The sequence below is a fragment of the Acinetobacter johnsonii genome (assembly GCF_048551975.1).
GTDB classification, from domain to species: Bacteria; Pseudomonadota; Gammaproteobacteria; order Pseudomonadales; family Moraxellaceae; genus Acinetobacter; species Acinetobacter johnsonii_A.
Genome location: NZ_JBIMCF010000017.1, coordinates 37,905 through 55,065, shown reverse-complemented (window position 1 = coordinate 55,065; position 17,161 = coordinate 37,905). Strand labels below are relative to the sequence as shown.

Sequence of the window (17,161 nt, the reverse complement as noted above, 5' to 3'; positions counted from 1 at the left end):
CAACTATGAAAGACCACACCAAGCAAACAAAGGAAGGCCACCTCTAATGGCTGCTTAACCTCTACTTTTAACTTCGGTTATTTATGGGAGGATTACCCAATAATCATTTCGATATTGATAGAGTACACAGCATAGGATTTGAACTTGCTGAGTATTAAAATTTAAAATGTATGATGCTGATTGACCATTTAGAAAATGATCAATCCAATACTTACACTGAATAAAATATTGAATGGATTCAGCGTAGTGAAGCTGTGCTGAATAGAAGTGTTGAAAGGCTTCATATAATGTACTGAGTGAATGTTTGAATTGTTGTTCACCCACCTGTTCGAAACAGACATCATAAACAAAATCTTCAATTGCAATGCAAAGATTAGATTCATTCCAGATCACTGTAGTCAAATTCATGTCGTGATACTCATCATGTTAGGATTCATATCACAGCCATGTCTGTAATCTTTTAATTGTTTACCCATATATATGAGTAAAGAATCATTCAAAAATTAAGCAAGATATTGATAAATATATAATTAACAATATATTTAATAATTTTAATAACCTACTAAGGCCAATCTACGGCTTAACAACAAATTGGTTAGACCTACTGAGCATAGAACACATGAATTAACCGAGCAAAGAGAAGCTAAAGTTAATTTTTTGGGTTACTACTATTATCATTTGTTGTCTTAGAACCTTTGATCAGTACCTTTGGCACATCTTTTTGGCTATCGAGCTGAAATAAATCACGATAGACAATAAATTTGATGAGAGTTTCCAAAATGAAGTGATGAGCATTTTTTTCTTTAGCCCGAATCAATAAAAAACTTTCAGTATATTCAGATTTGGAACGATAAATGGGCAACAACTCAATTGATGTATGTCGGATACATGTATGCGGCACACCCAAAAAAGTCGTGCATTTTTCTATAATAAAATGATTCCAATATTCTGATAGCAATTGTTCAATATGACTCACCTGTTTCTCACAGCCTTTTTCAAGAAACATGTATATATCCACGTAAGGATTATTATGAGCATCTGATTGCCACAAACCTAAGTAACCTAACAACCATTTGAGCGGTTTGGCACGCTTTCCCGTTCTTAAAAAACTGGTAAATGCTTTTGATAAATTGTCTTGGCTCAATACACCGCTGCTCAATTCACAACTTAACTTGACATGCAGCAGATAAACATCTTCTGTTAATAGCAGCTTAACATATCGTTGTGAACTCGCTAAACGTTTATCACAGACCTTTCGCTTATGATCAAGAGGCTTTGTTGCACAAACCTATCTGTAAAGGCTTTTTCAGCGATATAATTTTCAAATGAAGAAGCCTACACACAAAATCTACCGCACAACCAATTGGCCCGCATATAACCGAGCACTCATGAGTCGCGGAAATATTGCCATTTGGTTTGATCCTGCTACGCAATGGTATGCGCCATCAAAAGGTAAACAAGGGCGAAATCAAACCTACTCCGACGCAGCCATCCAATGCTGCTTAATGATTAAATCCTTATTCCGTCTATCTTTACGTATAGTCACTGGCTTTGTGCAAAGTCTGATTAAACTTTGCGGATTAAATTGGACCGCACCAGATTACAGTACGCTTTGTAGAAGACAAAAGCATATTGATATTGCAATCAGCTACCAAAAAAGTAGCGATGGGCTGCATCTACTCGTAGACTCTACAGGCATGAAGTTTCTAGGTGAGGGCGAATGGAAACGCAAGAAACATGGAGCTGAATATCGTCGCCAATGGCGTAAACTACATATTGGTATAGATGCCAAAACCCTACAAATACGCGCTATTCAGCTCACAACCAATAATGTCAGTGATTCACAGGTGCTTGGTGATTTACTTAATCAGATTCCACAAGATGAGCAGATTGACTCTGTTTATACCGATGGAGCTTATGACACCAAGCAATGCCGTCAGGTCATTGCAGATCGGCAAGCGCATGCGGTGATTCCACCTAGAAAAAATGCGAAATCATGGAAAGATACAAAGAGTAGCTCGCTAGAGCGAAATGAATTACTTCGAACAATTAAACGTTTAGGCAGGACACTATGGAAAAAATGGTCAGGCTATCATCGGCGAAGTTTGGTTGAAACTAAGATGCATTGCATCAAATTATTAGGAGATAAACTCAGTGCAAGGAGTTTTGATAGCCAAGTGAATGAGATCCATGCACGTGTAGCAGTCCTTAACAGATTTACGGAATTAGGTCGACCACTTACCCAAGTTACGCCTTAAATTTGGCTCAATTAGGGGCGCTTTGCATTTCAAATCTTTGTGCAACAAAGCCTGATCAAGATATAAACTTAATGTGTCAGAATTACTCTCAAGATACATTTTAAAATCAGCATTATTTTCAGATGTTAAAAAAATACTATTCATTGACTTATGCTGGAGTTCATACCAAAAGGATGCAAATTCATTAACATATTTGGCACTATGAAAATTTATTGATTCCTCAAGGATTAGTGTACTTGTGGAAAAGTTTAAATTTTCAAACATTGATAGTGCATTCAAACCGACATTTCGTTTTTTATCGTCCAGCGACAATTGGTTCAGTAAGCTACTTCGCTTCAACAGCGACAATAGCCGCTTACCAGTCAGACTCAAACATTTCCGAAGCTCTTTGTCAGTTAATGGCTGATCTGATGGCCGTATAGGGATTAAAAAGGGTTGCTCAATATTTTGCTGCAACATTACAGCCATAATTTCAAAATCAAGTAAATATTGTTTTAAACATTGATTATCAGCGAATCGTTCACTGTAATACAACTCGGCCAGATCTATGTATATTTTCATTTTCTTTGACAATTGGCGAGTCGACCAAATTTTCTTTTCATCTGTTTGAGTAACTAATTGTTGCAATTTGAGCACTGGCTTAGGATTAACTATAACAACATCCATAACTTGAGGTATAGCAGGAGTCAACGCGAAGCAAGTAAAATTGATTTCGTAAGGTTGTTCATTCAGCTCATTGATACATTCCAACTTAATATAGTCATCAACTAAAGAAAAATAACTTAAAATCCAATACTTGAATTGCTCGATCTTTCCGCGATTTGCTTTACCTATATGGCCAACTGCTTTATTTGAAAAGTTTTTACGGACAACTTCATTCCAATTTCGTATCTTTATATAAAATTGATTCCTAAAGTTTAAATCAAACAAATATTGCAAATGTTCAACTAAATTCTTTTCATCAAATTTCGGAGAATGCTTAAGAATAAGAATACAATGCAAATTCACACCTAAATGAAAATCATGCTCAAATTTTATGTTTGCACGAACAAAGTTGGGTAAGTTTTGTAAAATATTACCTACCAATTCGTATTTTTGGTAAATGAGATTGAAAAAATTATCGAAGTTATTGGCATAGTGGTTTTGATAATGATTGATAAATCGGATATCAACACAAAGAACATATAAACTTCCCAGTTGTTCAAACAATTGATCAAAAGATACATACAATCTGTCTAAATGATCCCGTCTTTCTATTCTTTTTTCCCCTCTAGAGATGTAATCACACTCGTCTTGCTCTTGAATTTTAGATATACCATCAAAGCACTTTTCTTTAGGAAAACTGTCTACATTCCAATTTTTATCGATTTCAATATTAATATCATCAATTTGAAAAAATGGCTGGTTAAGTAAGTGCAACTCTTTCAGATCAGTGACTTCTTCCATCCGAAGTCGTTGCGATAATTTTATTATTCGCTCTGGATTTATGTAGATTTTTTTAAAAATATTGAAATTATCACTAAATTATACGTTTGATAATTTCATCATATTACGATGAAAACGCAATGCACTGAAAGTTGCATGTACTTTATCAACCCGCTTTTGGTCATTATTTATGATCGCATTTTCATAATTATTTAGGCTGGTATTCACCCTATCCAAAGCATCATCCACGAAAAATTCGATGTTTTTCAGAGTATGTATTGATTCATTAAAAAATAAATCGCTTTCAAAATTTTCAGATTTTCGCGTTCTAACGGATCGCTGAACACGCTGGTCTAAAATTTTAAAAATGTCATTTTTTTTAATTTCTATTCTTTTCATTTTTCAATTAAATATCAGTTAAAGTAAGCATTATAGCAGACAAATTAATTCCATATTTACACTATTAATCACATTTATATAAACTATTAATTCATAATCAAAATACACATAACTTTTTAGAATTCAGATGAAAATGATTATTATTACTATTTGGTGAGGGTGAAATTTATCCATGACTTATTCTTTTTCTGAAAAATATAATTTTACGAATAATGGAAAAAATAAATTAGATTAAGAAGTTTGAAGAAATAAGAATCGAACTTAGATCAGCAGTTTCAGATATCAAATATAAGTAAGGCACAATTAAGTTTATCTTAATAATAATTTTAATACATACACTATGCCCAATAACATAGCGTTTCAATAAATTAGACGTTCAATCATTTCATAACCTGCTCCCCATACCACTGCATAATTTTTACCCGTTCGTCCCAATACTGTGCTCGGTTATATGCCGACCGGATTCGGTTCTGTAGTCGATGGGTAAGCCCTAAACCTGCAGTACTTCAATCATCATGCTCGTCAACGATATACGATGCGGAAGATGGTTTTTCATACGTGACAGCTAATGTCGTTGAATAAATCCATAAATAATTTAATTAGCATTTAAGAATATCAAGCCCATTAAAATGGGCTTGATATTCTTAAAAATTAGGTAAATTTCACTCAACTATTCATCTCTGATTTCAATAGATGCAAACTCTTGTTCAGGCGTGCCTTCCACCAGATGATGTCTGCTATACAGCAGATAATACAGAATGAATAAACCATAAATTAGCGCTGCCAAACACCATACTTTTGGATTAACCATTAAACCAGCCACCACTGCAGCACAGGCCAAAACCAATGCAATACTTGAAGTGACGATGCCGCCGGGTGTTTTATATGGTCGTGCTAAATCTGGACGGGAAAAACGCAATTTAATATGCGACATCATCATCAACACATAAGAAATGGTGGCACCAAACACCGCAATCAAAATCAGCAAATCTCCTTCACCCGTTAATGACAATACAAAGCCAATTACCCCAGGAATCACAATCGCCCATTTCGGCGCTTGTTTATTATTGGTGAGCGATAATATTTTCGGTAAATAACCCGCACGCGATAGGGCAAACACTTGACGCGAATAAGCATAAATAATCGAGAAGAAGCTTGCTACTAAACCTGCTAATCCCACAAAATTCACAAAACTGGCAATCCATGAATGCTGTCCATAGACTGCAATTAATGCATCAACCAATGGTGCTCCTGAGTTTTTCACTTGCTCTGCACCCATCGCACCAGCACTTAAAAACAAAATCAGCAGGGCAAATGCAGCCAGAATCAACATTGAACCAATTAAACCACGTGGTAAAGATTTGACTGGATCTTTGGCTTCTTCAGCAGCCAAAGGCACGCCTTCAACTGCAAGGAAAAACCAGATTGCAAACGGGACAGCAGCCCAAATGCCCATGTAACCGAGAGGCAAAAATGAACTCGCCCCCGCAGTATTTGGCATTACTGCAATATTAAATAAATTGGCAGCATTAAAGTGTGGAACCATTGTCACTATAAACACCAACAGCGCCACACAAGCAATTGCGGTAATGCCAAACATTATTTTCAGAGCCTCACCTGCACCTTTTAAATGAATTGCCATGAAAAACACATAGCAAAACAGATAAATCGGCCAGCCACCTATGCCAAATAAAGCTTCACAATAATTGCCAATAAAAACTGCAATTGCGGCAGGTGCGACTGCATATTCAATCAGAATTGCAGTCCCTGTAAGATAACCACCAAATTGCCCAAACGCCACTCGCGCAAAACTATAGCCCCCGCCTGCTGTTGGCAGCATGGTCGACATTTCTGACATCGACAAGCTCATGCATAGATACATAAATGCCACTACAATCGTAGCAACAAATAATCCGCCCCAACCACCTTGCGCAATACCAAAATTCCAACCTGCGAAGTCACCCGAAATCACATAAGACACCCCTAACCCCACCAACAGTAACCAACCGACGGCACCCTTTTTCAGTTGGCGTTGGGCAAAATATTCGGTGTTATCTGCGACACTCTCCGTCATTATCATTTCATTTTTCATGATGCTCGATCACCTTTTCACCAAATTCGACCACTTTAATATCGGTGAAATATCGGCTTTAAACTTGACAATAAATCATGAGCATAGTCGCTTGAAGTCAAGTTGCTCTTTTTTTTCTTTTATAAGATCAGCTCAAAGTCTGGGACTCCGCACCCAAGATCAGCATGAAAAGGAGTACAACATGAGCGTCCAACAAAATGAATATTTAAGCATTCAACAACTCTACGAATTGGCAAAAAAAGCCATGCAAACCTATCCAGCATGCTATCAAGGCGAGATCAAATTACTCTGCCAATCTGAAAATGCCACCTTTGTTGTGAAAACCGCTCAACAACAATATGCACTACGCATTCATCGTCCCAATTATCATTCAAAACAACAAATCAAAAGTGAACTAGCATGGTTAGATGCGTTAAATGCGCATGGCATCGCGGTGCCGATTGCCATTGCCGACTGTCATGGAGATAAAGTCCAAACATTGGCACTCAGTCCAGATATTTCAAGGCATGCAGTGCTGTTTCATTGGGTAAAAGGTGTGATGCCTACAGCAGATAATGTCGATCCATGTGATTTTAAGCAGTTGGGTGAAATCACAGCACAACTGCACCTGCACAGTAAAACATGGGAGATGCCCGCCGACTTCCAACGTATTGTTTGGGATCATGAAAGTATGGTTTTTGCCGATGGACATTGGGGTGACTGGCGTCATGCCCCACAGTTAAAATCGGTAGATCATGCCGTGATTGATGAGGCAATTTGCCGTGTTGCCTCCGAGCTAAATCAATTTGGGAAGTCCAAAGATCGCTATGGGCTGATCCATGCTGATCTCAGACTGACCAATCTGTTGTTGAATGAAAAAAAGGTTGGTGTGATTGATTTTGACGACTGCGGCATGGGCTGGTTTATGCATGACTTAGCTGCAGCAATTAGTTTTAATGAACACTATACTGCTGCACCCAAGTGGGTCGAACAATGGTTGAATGGTTATGAAAAAATTGGGCATGTGAGTGCAGAAGAGTATGCGTTGGTTCCCACCTTTATTATGCAACGTAGAATCCAATTGATGGCTTGGTTCGGTTCACATGCCTATACCGACATGGCCAAAAGTTTGGGAGCGCAATGGTCGGATGAAACTGTGCGACTTTGCAAAAAATATCTTAACAACCGGATTCCAGCAGGTATATAAAAAAATACCTGTAGGCAGTATCAAACCGTAAAAACATTGAATGGCATAGCTCTTGCTTAATTTAGAACAATATCGGTTCTGTATTAAAAGAGGCTATGCATGATTCAATTTAATCCTCTCTCCATCAACGCTCAAGACATCAGCAATCAAGGCATTTTATCAGCTGCCGCGACAGGCCTGAGTAACTTTATTCTGCATAAAGGTGCCGATGTCGATCGCATTTTTGGGATCAGTGGTATTAATCCTGAATTATTGCTCAGCCCCACCCTCAGTTTGCAACTCACCAATTATTGCGAAGTCTTGGAACAATCCGCAAAACTATCACATTGCGATAATTTCGGACTGCATTATGGACAGCAATTTCATCCCAAAGCCTTAGGACTGATTGGTTATATTGGTTTATGTTCAACATCACTGGAAGATGCATTAAAGAACATGACCTCGCATTTTAATCTGCATCAAAAAGATACTTTATGCCGTATGGTTGAAGTCAATGATGCCTATCGTTTCGACTACCAAGTCCAGCATGGTGCAATTTTATCGCGACGACAAGATGCCGAACTTACAGTGGGCATGTTTATGAATGTAATTCGTGAAGTCTTGGGCACACACTATTCACCACGCGAAATTCATTTTGAACACCCACGTCCCGAGTTTTGGCAAGAACACAGCAAACTGTTTAATGCATCAGTGTTTTTTGATCAACCATTCAATTCAATTTTGATTGCCAAATCAGACCTTAAAACCGCAATGCCACAGTCAGACCCGTTGCTGCTCACCATGATGCTCGACACTTTAAAAATTCTGAATACGCAATCGCAGTCACAAAGTTTAACCAATCAAGTCCGTGCGCACATTCAGCAAGATTTGATTCATGGTGAACCTAATTTGGAAAAAGTTGCACTAGATTTACATATGAGTCCATGTACCTTATCACGGCGCTTAAAATCACACGACATCACCTTTACTCAACTAATTGATCAAGTTCGTTATGAACTGGCCAAACTCTATATTCAACAGAAGAATTTACCGATTTCTGAAGTAGCATTTTTATTAGGCTATTCCGAAGTCAGTGCCTTTTCCCGTGCATTCAAGCGTTGGTTTGGCTGTACGCCGCGCCAATTACGACATTAAGAGGTAAGAGATCAATAAAAAAGAAACCCCGCTCAATGAGCGGGGTTAAATATGTATGACATTTAAGTTTATTTTTGCAGTTTACTTAAGGCTTGATCCAACGCCCCAACTAACCAATCAATATCCTTTTCTTGGAACACCAATGGTGGACGTAACTTCAAGACATTGCCATATGGTCCTGCAACAGAGGTCAGCACACGATGCGTATTACGCAATTCTTCAATCAAATCCAATGCCAGAGCTTTATCAGGCATTTTGGTGAAACGATCTTGTACCAATTCGAAACCAATAAATAAACCAGCACCACGCACATCACCAACACAGTCATACTTTTCCATCAGCTTACGCAATTCTGTCAAAAGTAGACCACCAAGGCGCTGACTATGGGCTTGTAACTCTTCTTCTTGAATAGATTTCAGCACGGCCTGCGCCGCTGCCATCGCCACAGGATTCCCCCCAAAGGTATTGAAATAAGGGATTTTTTGACTAAAGGCAGACAACACATGATCTTTCGCGAGTAAACCTGATACTGGAATACCATTGCCCATCGGCTTGCCTGTGGTAATGATGTCTGGCACTACGCCATGACGCCCAAAGCCCCAAAAAGAATCACCTGTACGAGCAAAACCAGGCTGCACTTCATCGGCAATGAAAATACCATCATTGGCATGTACCACATCCACGGCTTTTTTCAAAAAACCAACAGGATTTGGCATCACCCCATCTGAGGAAAAAATGGAATCGGCTAAGAAGCCCGCAAACTTGATGCCATTGGCATTCATATCATCAATTTGTGCTTGAATTTGCGCGGCGAACCAGTCACCTAAATCTTCACCCTCAAAACGATATTGATCAGGTGCTGACACCAAACGAGTTGTAGCAGCTAAGGTCTGTCCTGTACCAAGCGCAGGCGAACAGCCCGAAGTAAGATCACTAGTACCATGATAGGCTTCTTGAGACACAATAATGCCCGTACCACCACTGTATTCACGGGCAATACGAATAGCCAAATCATTCGCCTCAGAACCCGTACACATATACATGGCTTTGTTAATTTCAGTCGGTGTGGTCGCTAAAAGCTCGTCGGTATAATCTAAAATGCGCTCATGTAAATAACGAGTATGTGTATTCAACATTTGCATTTGTTCATTGACAGCATTGATGACCGCAGGATGGCAATGTCCTATACTAGCGACATTGTTATAAGCATCCAAGTATTGATTGCCTGCAGCATCCCAAAGGTATTGTCCTTGCCCTTTTACAAGATGCACTGGGTTTCGATAAAACAAGCGGTAAGATTCACCTAAATTTTGGCTACGTCGATCGGTCAGTTTTCGGGTTTCAGAATCTAGTGCACTCGCATGCTCGGCACGGAAGCTATTGGTATCCATAATGGTAGATCGTGTATTCATCTACTATTCCTCTCTCACAAACTGTTTTTTAGTGCATTTGAATGATTTTTATATTGCACAGTGCTCATTTTAAAGACTTGACTTTAGAGCGCGATATGTAATTTTTGAAGTCAAATCTTATAAGATAATTTCTTCACAATACGAGCGATAGGATATCTATCTGAGCACTTTTACTATGAAAAGTGAATAAATAGCCTTTAAATGAATTCGCTAAAGAAGCCTGACAAAAAATAAAGTTGAATTCCATCATCCCTAATAAATGATAAAACTACTGAAATTTATTTACAGGCTCTATATTAGTAATATGCATTTATCAACATACAAACTGAACTTTGAGCTATTTAGCAATACTCATCCAATTTTTTACTTGCTCCCCGTACCATTCCATCAACCTTACCCGCTCATCCCAGTACTGTGCACGGTTATAGGCTGAGCGAATTCTGTTTTGAGGAACATGAGCAAGCTGGCGTTCAATGGCATCGGAATTAAATAGGTTTGACTCATTAAGGACCGTACTGAATAACGATCTAAAACCATGTGTTGTCATTCGACCTGCATAGCCTGACCGCTTAATCACAGCTAAGATCGATTCACTACGCATAGATTCTTTATTATTTAAACGATGTGGAAATAGCAGTTCCTGATTGTGAGTAAGTCTTAATGCATGAAGCTCTGCAATCATTCTGTCCGTCAATGGTACACGATGCGGAAGACGATTCTTCATACGTTCTTCAGGAATATCCCACTTACGCCCTTCCAAATCAAATTCATCCCAACGTGCTTGTAGTAACTCACTGACTCGAACACCAGTCAGCATAATTAAAATGATGGCATGATGTGTCTGAGCATCACTTGGATAAGCTCTAACTTTTCTTAGAAATTCAGGCATATCTGAAGCAGATAATGATGCTAAATTTTTCACACGCTTATTTTTTAGTGCATAGACCAAATCACCTGCAGGATTATCGTAGCGATAGCCGTGTGCAATAGCGTACTTCATGACCATGCCACAGCGAGATAAAGTACGTTTGGCTACTTCAAGTGAGCCTCTTGCCTCAATCTTTTTTATGATCTGTAAAATTTCAGGTGCTTGAATCTGATTAATACGCTTATTTTCTAATGAAAGATACAATTCATCTAGGGATGCTCTGACATTGCTAATGTGCTTCGGGGACCACGTTTCTTTCTGATTCTCAAACCAATCTTCAGCTACTTCTTTAAAGAAAGGCTTTATGTCCTCATGAAGTACTGATTTTGAATGTTTATACTTAAGTTCATAAGCCATTTCTCTAGCTTTTTTCAAACTAAGTTCTGGGTATGGTCCTAGTGACTCAGATTGACGCTGCCCATGAACGGTATAGCGGACATTCCAATACTTCTGACCTTTAGTCGTAATAATCAGCGATAAACCATGTGAATCTGATAGACGATATTGCTTATCTTTCGGTTGAGCTTTTCTACATTCTGCATCTGTAAGTGACATATCTTTAACCAGAATTTGTTGTGATAATTTCTGGGTAAATTTTGCCAATTTTTACCCACACAAAGCAAAAATAGGGTCAAATCGCTTAGTACAGTATCGGACAATACAGACAATAAAAAAGCCCTTAAACATTGAGTTTAAAGGCTTTTTTATATTCCGATGGACTACTTCGGAAAGAATTTTGGTGGAGGTGGCGGGAGTTGAACCCGCGTCCGCCAGCACTACGCTCAAGAATACTACATGCTTAGATATCGTCTACTGTTTTAACTTTTTGTGACCCGACGAACAGGGTACAAATCGCGATCCTCTTAATTTAGTACAAAACCCCGAGGATTGGTTTTATACGGACTTGTGTGCGTGCGCTTCAGTCGGACTCTCTAACCACAAGTATTCAGAGAGGCGGACAAGCTGCCCTTAGGCAGCTAGAGCGTATGATTCGTCGTTTGCGACTAAAAAATGCAAATTTGATTTACGAGAGAAAATGCGCTCTCGACATGCATCTATGAGTTTCATCACCAGCGTCGAAGCCAGAAACACCCCCAAAGTAGCGACAATCATAGCATAGTTGCTAGAAAATACGATCTATTTTCTAAACAAACACACATATTGATGCGCTTAATTACATAATTGCGCTAATATTTTGGTTTTCAAGTCCAACAATAAAATAATTTATGAGCTACTTACTTGCACTCGACCAAGGAACCACTTCGAGTCGTGCCATTATTTTCAATGAACAAGGTCAAGTTCAGGCAACGGCGCAACGCGAAACACGTATACATACCCCCCAATCTGGCTGGGTAGAACAAGATGCCCAAGAGATTTGGAGCTCACAAATTGCAGTTGTACAGCAGGCTCTGGCCTCTGCTCGTATTTTGGCCAAAGACATTAAAGCCATTGGTCTTACTAACCAAAGAGAAACGACTGTCGTATGGGATAAGCGTACAGGACAGCCGCTTGCACCAGCCATTATCTGGCAAGATCGTCGCGCATTTGAATGGTGCAATCAGCTCCTACAGCAAAACTTAAAAGATAGGATTCAATCCAAAACTGGACTCCGAATCGATCCTTATTTTAGTGCAGGAAAATTGGTCTGGTTACTTGAGCATGTCAATGGTCTACGCAGACTGGCTGAACAGGGGCATGTGGCCTTTGGCACGATTGATAGTTGGCTGATTTGGAATCTCACCCAAGGCGCTCAACATGTCATCGAAGTCAGCAATGCCTCTCGCACCATGCTCATGAACTTAAGTACCCAGCAGTGGGATGAAGAGCTCTTAGATCTATTTAATATTCCACCTACATTACTGCCAAGAATCATCAACTCAGATACCTACGTCGCAGATACCGCGGCAGGATTGCTCGGTGCCAATATTCCGATCACAGGCATATTAGGTGACCAGCAGTCTGCACTGTTTGGACAGTCCTGTTTTGACATTGGGACTGCAAAAAATACCTATGGCACAGGTTGTTTTATGCTGTTCAATACAGGCGAGACCGTTCAATACAGTAAAAACAAACTGCTTTCGACACTGGGTTGGAAAACGCAACATCAAACCACTTATGCCCTAGAAGGCAGTGTATTTATGGCAGGTGCGATTGTTCAGTGGCTACGGGATAATTTAGGCATTATTCAAAAAAGTAGCGATGTTGAAAAATTAGCTTGTACAGTTCAAGATACCGATGGCGTCATGTTGGTTCCTGCCTTTACTGGACTCGGTGCGCCACACTGGGACAGTGAAGCGCGTGCCCTATTATGTGGAATGTCACGCGGTACCAATAAGGCCCATATTGCTCGTGCGGCTTTAGAGTCCATTGCCTTTCAAGTTTCGGATGTACTGGCCGCCATGCAAGCCGACATTCAGCAGCCATTGAAAGAACTCCGTGTCGATGGTGGTGCCAGTCAAAATGACATGCTTATGCAGTTTCAAGCCGATATTTTAAATGTGCCTGTACTACGCCCTAAGATGCAGGAGTCGACCGCATGGGGCGCGGCGGCCATGGCGGGTTTAAGGTGTGGCGTATTTTCAAGTTTGGATGAAATTGCACAGTCTTGGCAGCTTGAACGTGCTTTTGAACCGAAAATGAGTCCAGATCAACGTGAATTTCACTTACAACAATGGCAATCTGCCTTGAAACGCGCAAAGTCAGAACTTTGATTATTTAACGCTATTGTTTTGATATCTCAAAATATCATAAAACGGCATAACATACATAGTAAAAACCGCTTCTAAAAGCGGTTTTTACTACCCTAATGCGCATGTCCGCCACCGCCTGCCCCTATTTTAGGTTTAGGACAGAGCCAAATAATGGATGCTGCAAATAGAAACACCAAAGCTAGGATTAGGAAAATATAGTTTGCCGACAAGGTCAATGCTTCTTTATCCACTAAACTAGAAATATAGCCTAATGCACCTTCCGCGCTCATTCCCTGCTGCATCAACACCGACTGGGTTTGATCTGTATGCAAACTGCCGACCATTTCGCTACGTGCAACTTTGGTATGGTCGTCCCAAATAGTGACAGCAATAGAGGCGCCTATCGCCCCTGCCATAGTTCTTAAGAAGTTCATTAAACCTGCGGCTGATGCCATTTCATGTGGCAATACCGATGACAGCGCCATATTTGATAATGGGATAAAGAAAAATGGTACAGCAAAGCCCTGCAAGATTTGTGGCAATGCCAATGCAAAAAAGTCTGCGTCTGTAGTCCAGAACGAGCGCATCAAGGTTACCCCGCCCAAGATACTCAAGCCAAAACTGGCCAGGGCACGTTGGTCATATTTGGTTGCTAATTTCGCCACAATAGGTGACATAGTTAAACTACCAAAACCCATGGTTGCGGTTAAATAACCAGCCCAAGTTGCGGTATAGCCCAAATTGATCTGTAACCACTGCGGAATCAGTACAATACTGCCGAAAAATGCGCCAAAGCCAAAGGCCAGTGCCAAGACAGAAATCGTGAAGCTACGGTATCTAAAGATTTGAATATTCACCACTGGATGCCGTTCGGTCAGCTCCCAAATGGTAAAAATCACCAAGCCAATCACAGCCGTTAAAGCCAGTATCACGATCGCAGGGCTATTAAACCAGTCGCGTTCATGCCCCAAATCGAGCATGAGCTGTAATGCCCCAATCCATAAAATCAGGAGGATCAATCCACCGCGATCAATTTTGAGTTTGGCCGTTGCGGTTTCCGCAGGTTTAAGCAGACGCATCGCTGCAAAAGCACATGCGATCCCAACAGGAATATTAATAAAGAAAATCCAATGCCAAGACATGTTGTCACTGATGGTTCCGCCTAAAATTGGACCAAGAATCGGGCCAACCACTGTCGTCATTGCCCACATGCCCATCGCTTGGGATTGCTTTTCTGGAGGGAAAATCCGCATCAGTAACATCTGACTGAGCGGCATGATCGGGCCACCAAATAAACCTTGACCAATTCGGCAGAAAACTAGCATTTCCAAACTGGTCGATAAACCACACAGTACCGAAAATATGGTGAAGCCAATCAAACTTAAGGTAAAAACCCTCACGCCACCAAAACGACCTGCGAGCCAGCCTGTTAAAGGGACACAAATCGCTTCAGCCACGGCATAAGAGGTAATCACCCATGTCCCTTGCGAACTCGATACTGCAAGGCTTCCCGTAATATGAGGCACAGAAACATTGGCAATGGTCATGTCTAGCACGACCATAAAGTTGGCCAAAGCAAGGACGAAAGCCGCCAGCATCAGGCGACCACCCTTTAAGTCACCATAGGGAACGTAGCTATTCATGCACAACTACTTCGATTTCAAATCGATTTGAGCTTCCATCGACAAGCCAACACGTAAAGGATGTTCAGCCAACTCTTTCGGGTCGAGTTGAATACGTACAGGCAAACGCTGTACCACTTTAATCCAGTTACCGGTGGCATTTTGTGCAGGAATCAGCGCGAAGGCAGAACCTGTTCCACCAGAGAAGCCCAAGACCGTGCCATGGAACTCAACTGAGTCGCCATACAAATCTGAGGTTAAAACTGCTTTTTGCCCTGGGCGTACATTTTCAAGCTGGCTTTCTTTAAAGTTCGCGTCGACATATAACTGTGAAATTGGCACCACCACCATGAGCACCGAACCCGGTGCGACACGCTGTCCAACTTGAATTTTTCGGCTCGTCACCACCCCATCAAATGGTGCTTTAATTTCAGTACGCTCTAAATCAAGTAAAGCTTGTTTTAGTTTTGCTTGAGCAACCAAAACATCGGGGGTCGAATTTTCATTGCTGCCTTGAATTAAGGCTTCATTTGCAGCCAAATTGCTTTGTGCAGCTTTCTGACTGGATTTAGCCTGCGCCAAACCCGCTTGCGCCAAGTTATAGCCTGCTTGCGCATTATTTAAAGCAGCTTGTGCCGTGCTTAATTCTTCTTTAGAAATCGCGCCTGTCGCACTCAACTGCTGACGACGATTCAAGTCATCTTGCGCTTTATCCAACTCTGCTTTGGCTTTAGCCACTTGTGCTTCAGCACTGTGAATGACGTCATCACTCACAAAGACTTGCGAGTTTAGAGAGCTGCTGTTAGCCGCGCTTTGTTTATACTGGCGCTGTGCTTTAAGTAGTTCGGCTTGAGCTTGGGCTACAGCAATTTCGGCATCACGATGATCGACCAAAACCAACACATCGCCTTGCTTTACAGTTTGCGTGTCACTGACCAACACTTTTTCAACTTGGCCTGTCACCATAGAGGTAATCGAGGCCGTTTCTGCGCCCACATAAGCATTATCCGTTGAAACCGAATGGTTAAAAAAAAGTTTCCAAATCAAAAATAAAATGGCAGCAATGATCAGAATCACAGCTACGAAACCTAAGCTTTTCTTACGTTTAGCTTTCAGTGCTTGATCATTGATTTGATCGGCTGGATCAGTATCTGGCAGTGTATTTGGGGCATCTGTCATTGATTTTTCCTAAATCTAACAGACTTGGTCAGCCGGCATCATCCCTACGAAAGGGACAGCAGACAAGTATTGTCTGCATTGGTGTCGATGAGAAAGTCACAATAAAATTTGATGCATTCTAAGAGCAAATAATCACATTTTGAGAAAATAAATTGTAACTGCTCAGTCTATTTTAGTTTTCAGCATCCAACTTCCTATTAGATGCTATAAATTTCACTTGAATATTAAATACTTAATTAATTTAAAACTAATAAGCATAAGAAGCAATCGCTGTTGCAATCGATTTGCCTTCATCATTGACCATGGTCATGCGCATCGTGCAGCCTTTACGCCCCAATCTTAAAGTTTCAGCACGGGCAATAAAATATTTTCCACGTCCCGGCGCGAGATAATCGACCCGCATATCGACTGTAGCTAAACGGGATACTTTTTTAATGGTGTCCGTAATCGTGTCAGGTTCCGCTTTTTTATACAGTTCTCCCATCGCTACAATGCCACCAATACTGTCTAAAACTGTTGCAGCCACGCCCCCATGTAAAATTTGAAACGCGACATTGCCAATTAAGTAATCTTGCATATCGATATAGGCTTCAATTTGCCCATCAACGACTCGCATAGTCATGGTGTTGTGCTTAAAAAATGGCGACGCATTAAAAGCCTTAACCAACTGCTCAAAAACTACATCAATATCCACTTTTGCTCCTAAGTGTATGCTGCCCGTCCAGCTTTTTTCACCACTACTCATAACAATCTGCTTCACTCTTAAAACAATAAAAACCCGTCAATATGTGCCCAAAGCCATAAGATAGGTCTACAATACTGACCTAGTTTAATAC

Annotated in this window: 14 protein-coding genes and 1 other RNA gene; 4 read left to right on the top strand and 11 right to left on the bottom strand. The window is 40.5% G+C overall.

Annotation, left to right across the window (positions count from 1 at the left end; all coding sequences use genetic code 11):
* Positions 1-81: 81 nt before the first annotated feature.
* Together ACG9ZB_RS12585 and ACG9ZB_RS12580 are read right to left on the bottom strand one after the other, a co-directional pair.
* Positions 82-408, bottom strand: a complete 327-nt coding sequence (locus ACG9ZB_RS12585; protein ID WP_419326086.1) for a hypothetical protein — start codon at positions 406-408, stop codon at positions 82-84.
* A gap of 241 nt (positions 409-649) precedes the next feature.
* The gene (locus ACG9ZB_RS12580; protein WP_419326084.1) at positions 650-1,159 is read right to left on the bottom strand and encodes a hypothetical protein; all 510 of its coding nucleotides are present in this window, start codon (positions 1,157-1,159) and stop codon (positions 650-652) included.
* 166 nt (positions 1,160-1,325) lie between these two features.
* On the opposite strand from ACG9ZB_RS12580, the gene ACG9ZB_RS12575 reads away from it, so the two are divergent.
* The gene (locus ACG9ZB_RS12575; RefSeq protein ID WP_419326083.1) at positions 1,326-2,258 is read left to right on the top strand and encodes an IS5-like element IS17 family transposase; all 933 of its coding nucleotides are present in this window, start codon (positions 1,326-1,328) and stop codon (positions 2,256-2,258) included.
* Here ACG9ZB_RS12575 and ACG9ZB_RS12570 read toward each other — a convergent pair.
* The 3 genes from ACG9ZB_RS12570 to eat form a co-directional block, all read right to left on the bottom strand.
* Positions 2,226-3,704: a hypothetical protein gene (locus ACG9ZB_RS12570; protein ID WP_419326082.1), complete on the bottom strand. Its 1,479-nt coding sequence runs from the start codon at positions 3,702-3,704 to the stop codon at positions 2,226-2,228. The two genes, ACG9ZB_RS12575 and ACG9ZB_RS12570, sit on opposite strands and share 33 nt — an antisense overlap.
* 78 nt (positions 3,705-3,782) lie before the next feature.
* A complete protein-coding gene (locus ACG9ZB_RS12565) occupies positions 3,783-4,082 on the bottom strand; it encodes a hypothetical protein (protein WP_419326081.1) in 300 nt (99 codons plus the stop codon).
* A 670-nt stretch (positions 4,083-4,752) separates the two neighbouring features.
* Positions 4,753-6,174 carry an ethanolamine permease gene (gene eat, locus ACG9ZB_RS12560; RefSeq protein WP_419326080.1) on the bottom strand — a complete coding sequence of 474 codons (1,422 nt, stop codon included), beginning with the start codon at positions 6,172-6,174 and terminating at the stop codon, positions 4,753-4,755.
* A gap of 181 nt (positions 6,175-6,355) precedes the next feature.
* On the opposite strand from eat, the gene ACG9ZB_RS12555 reads away from it, so the two are divergent.
* Together ACG9ZB_RS12555 and ACG9ZB_RS12550 are read left to right on the top strand one after the other, a co-directional pair.
* Complete coding sequence (locus ACG9ZB_RS12555; protein ID WP_419326079.1) at positions 6,356-7,360, top strand: phosphotransferase enzyme family protein; 1,005 nt, start codon at positions 6,356-6,358, stop codon at positions 7,358-7,360.
* Between the two features lie 99 nt (positions 7,361-7,459).
* Complete coding sequence (locus ACG9ZB_RS12550; protein WP_419326078.1) at positions 7,460-8,494, top strand: AraC family transcriptional regulator; 1,035 nt, start codon at positions 7,460-7,462, stop codon at positions 8,492-8,494.
* 68 nt (positions 8,495-8,562) lie between these two features.
* Here the strand turns inward: ACG9ZB_RS12550 and ACG9ZB_RS12545 are convergent, their stop codons facing one another.
* The 3 genes from ACG9ZB_RS12545 to ssrA all read right to left on the bottom strand — a co-directional run bounded on the left by ACG9ZB_RS12545 (position 8,563) and on the right by ssrA (position 11,930).
* Positions 8,563-9,906, bottom strand: a complete 1,344-nt coding sequence (locus ACG9ZB_RS12545; protein WP_419326077.1) for an aspartate aminotransferase family protein — start codon at positions 9,904-9,906, stop codon at positions 8,563-8,565.
* Between the two features lie 337 nt (positions 9,907-10,243).
* Positions 10,244-11,389 (bottom strand): tyrosine-type recombinase/integrase, encoded by a 1,146-nt coding sequence (locus tag ACG9ZB_RS12540; protein ID WP_419326075.1) that lies wholly within the window; start codon positions 11,387-11,389, stop codon positions 10,244-10,246.
* Between the two features lie 182 nt (positions 11,390-11,571).
* Positions 11,572-11,930, bottom strand: a transfer-messenger RNA (tmRNA) gene (gene ssrA / locus ACG9ZB_RS12535).
* A 130-nt stretch (positions 11,931-12,060) separates the two neighbouring features.
* On the opposite strand from ssrA, the gene glpK reads away from it, so the two are divergent.
* Positions 12,061-13,545: a glycerol kinase GlpK gene (gene glpK, locus ACG9ZB_RS12530; RefSeq protein WP_419326073.1), complete on the top strand. Its 1,485-nt coding sequence runs from the start codon at positions 12,061-12,063 to the stop codon at positions 13,543-13,545.
* 92 nt (positions 13,546-13,637) lie between these two features.
* Here the strand turns inward: glpK and ACG9ZB_RS12525 are convergent, their stop codons facing one another.
* From ACG9ZB_RS12525 to ACG9ZB_RS12515, 3 genes are all read right to left on the bottom strand, one after another.
* The gene (locus tag ACG9ZB_RS12525) at positions 13,638-15,167 is read right to left on the bottom strand and encodes a DHA2 family efflux MFS transporter permease subunit (protein WP_419326072.1); all 1,530 of its coding nucleotides are present in this window, start codon (positions 15,165-15,167) and stop codon (positions 13,638-13,640) included.
* A gap of 6 nt (positions 15,168-15,173) precedes the next feature.
* On the bottom strand, positions 15,174-16,325 hold the full coding sequence (locus tag ACG9ZB_RS12520; protein WP_419326071.1) for an efflux RND transporter periplasmic adaptor subunit: 1,152 nt from the start codon (positions 16,323-16,325) through the stop codon (positions 15,174-15,176).
* A 247-nt stretch (positions 16,326-16,572) separates the two neighbouring features.
* Complete coding sequence (locus ACG9ZB_RS12515) at positions 16,573-17,070, bottom strand: thioesterase family protein (protein ID WP_205668145.1); 498 nt, start codon at positions 17,068-17,070, stop codon at positions 16,573-16,575.
* Between the last annotated feature and the right edge of the window lie 91 nt (positions 17,071-17,161).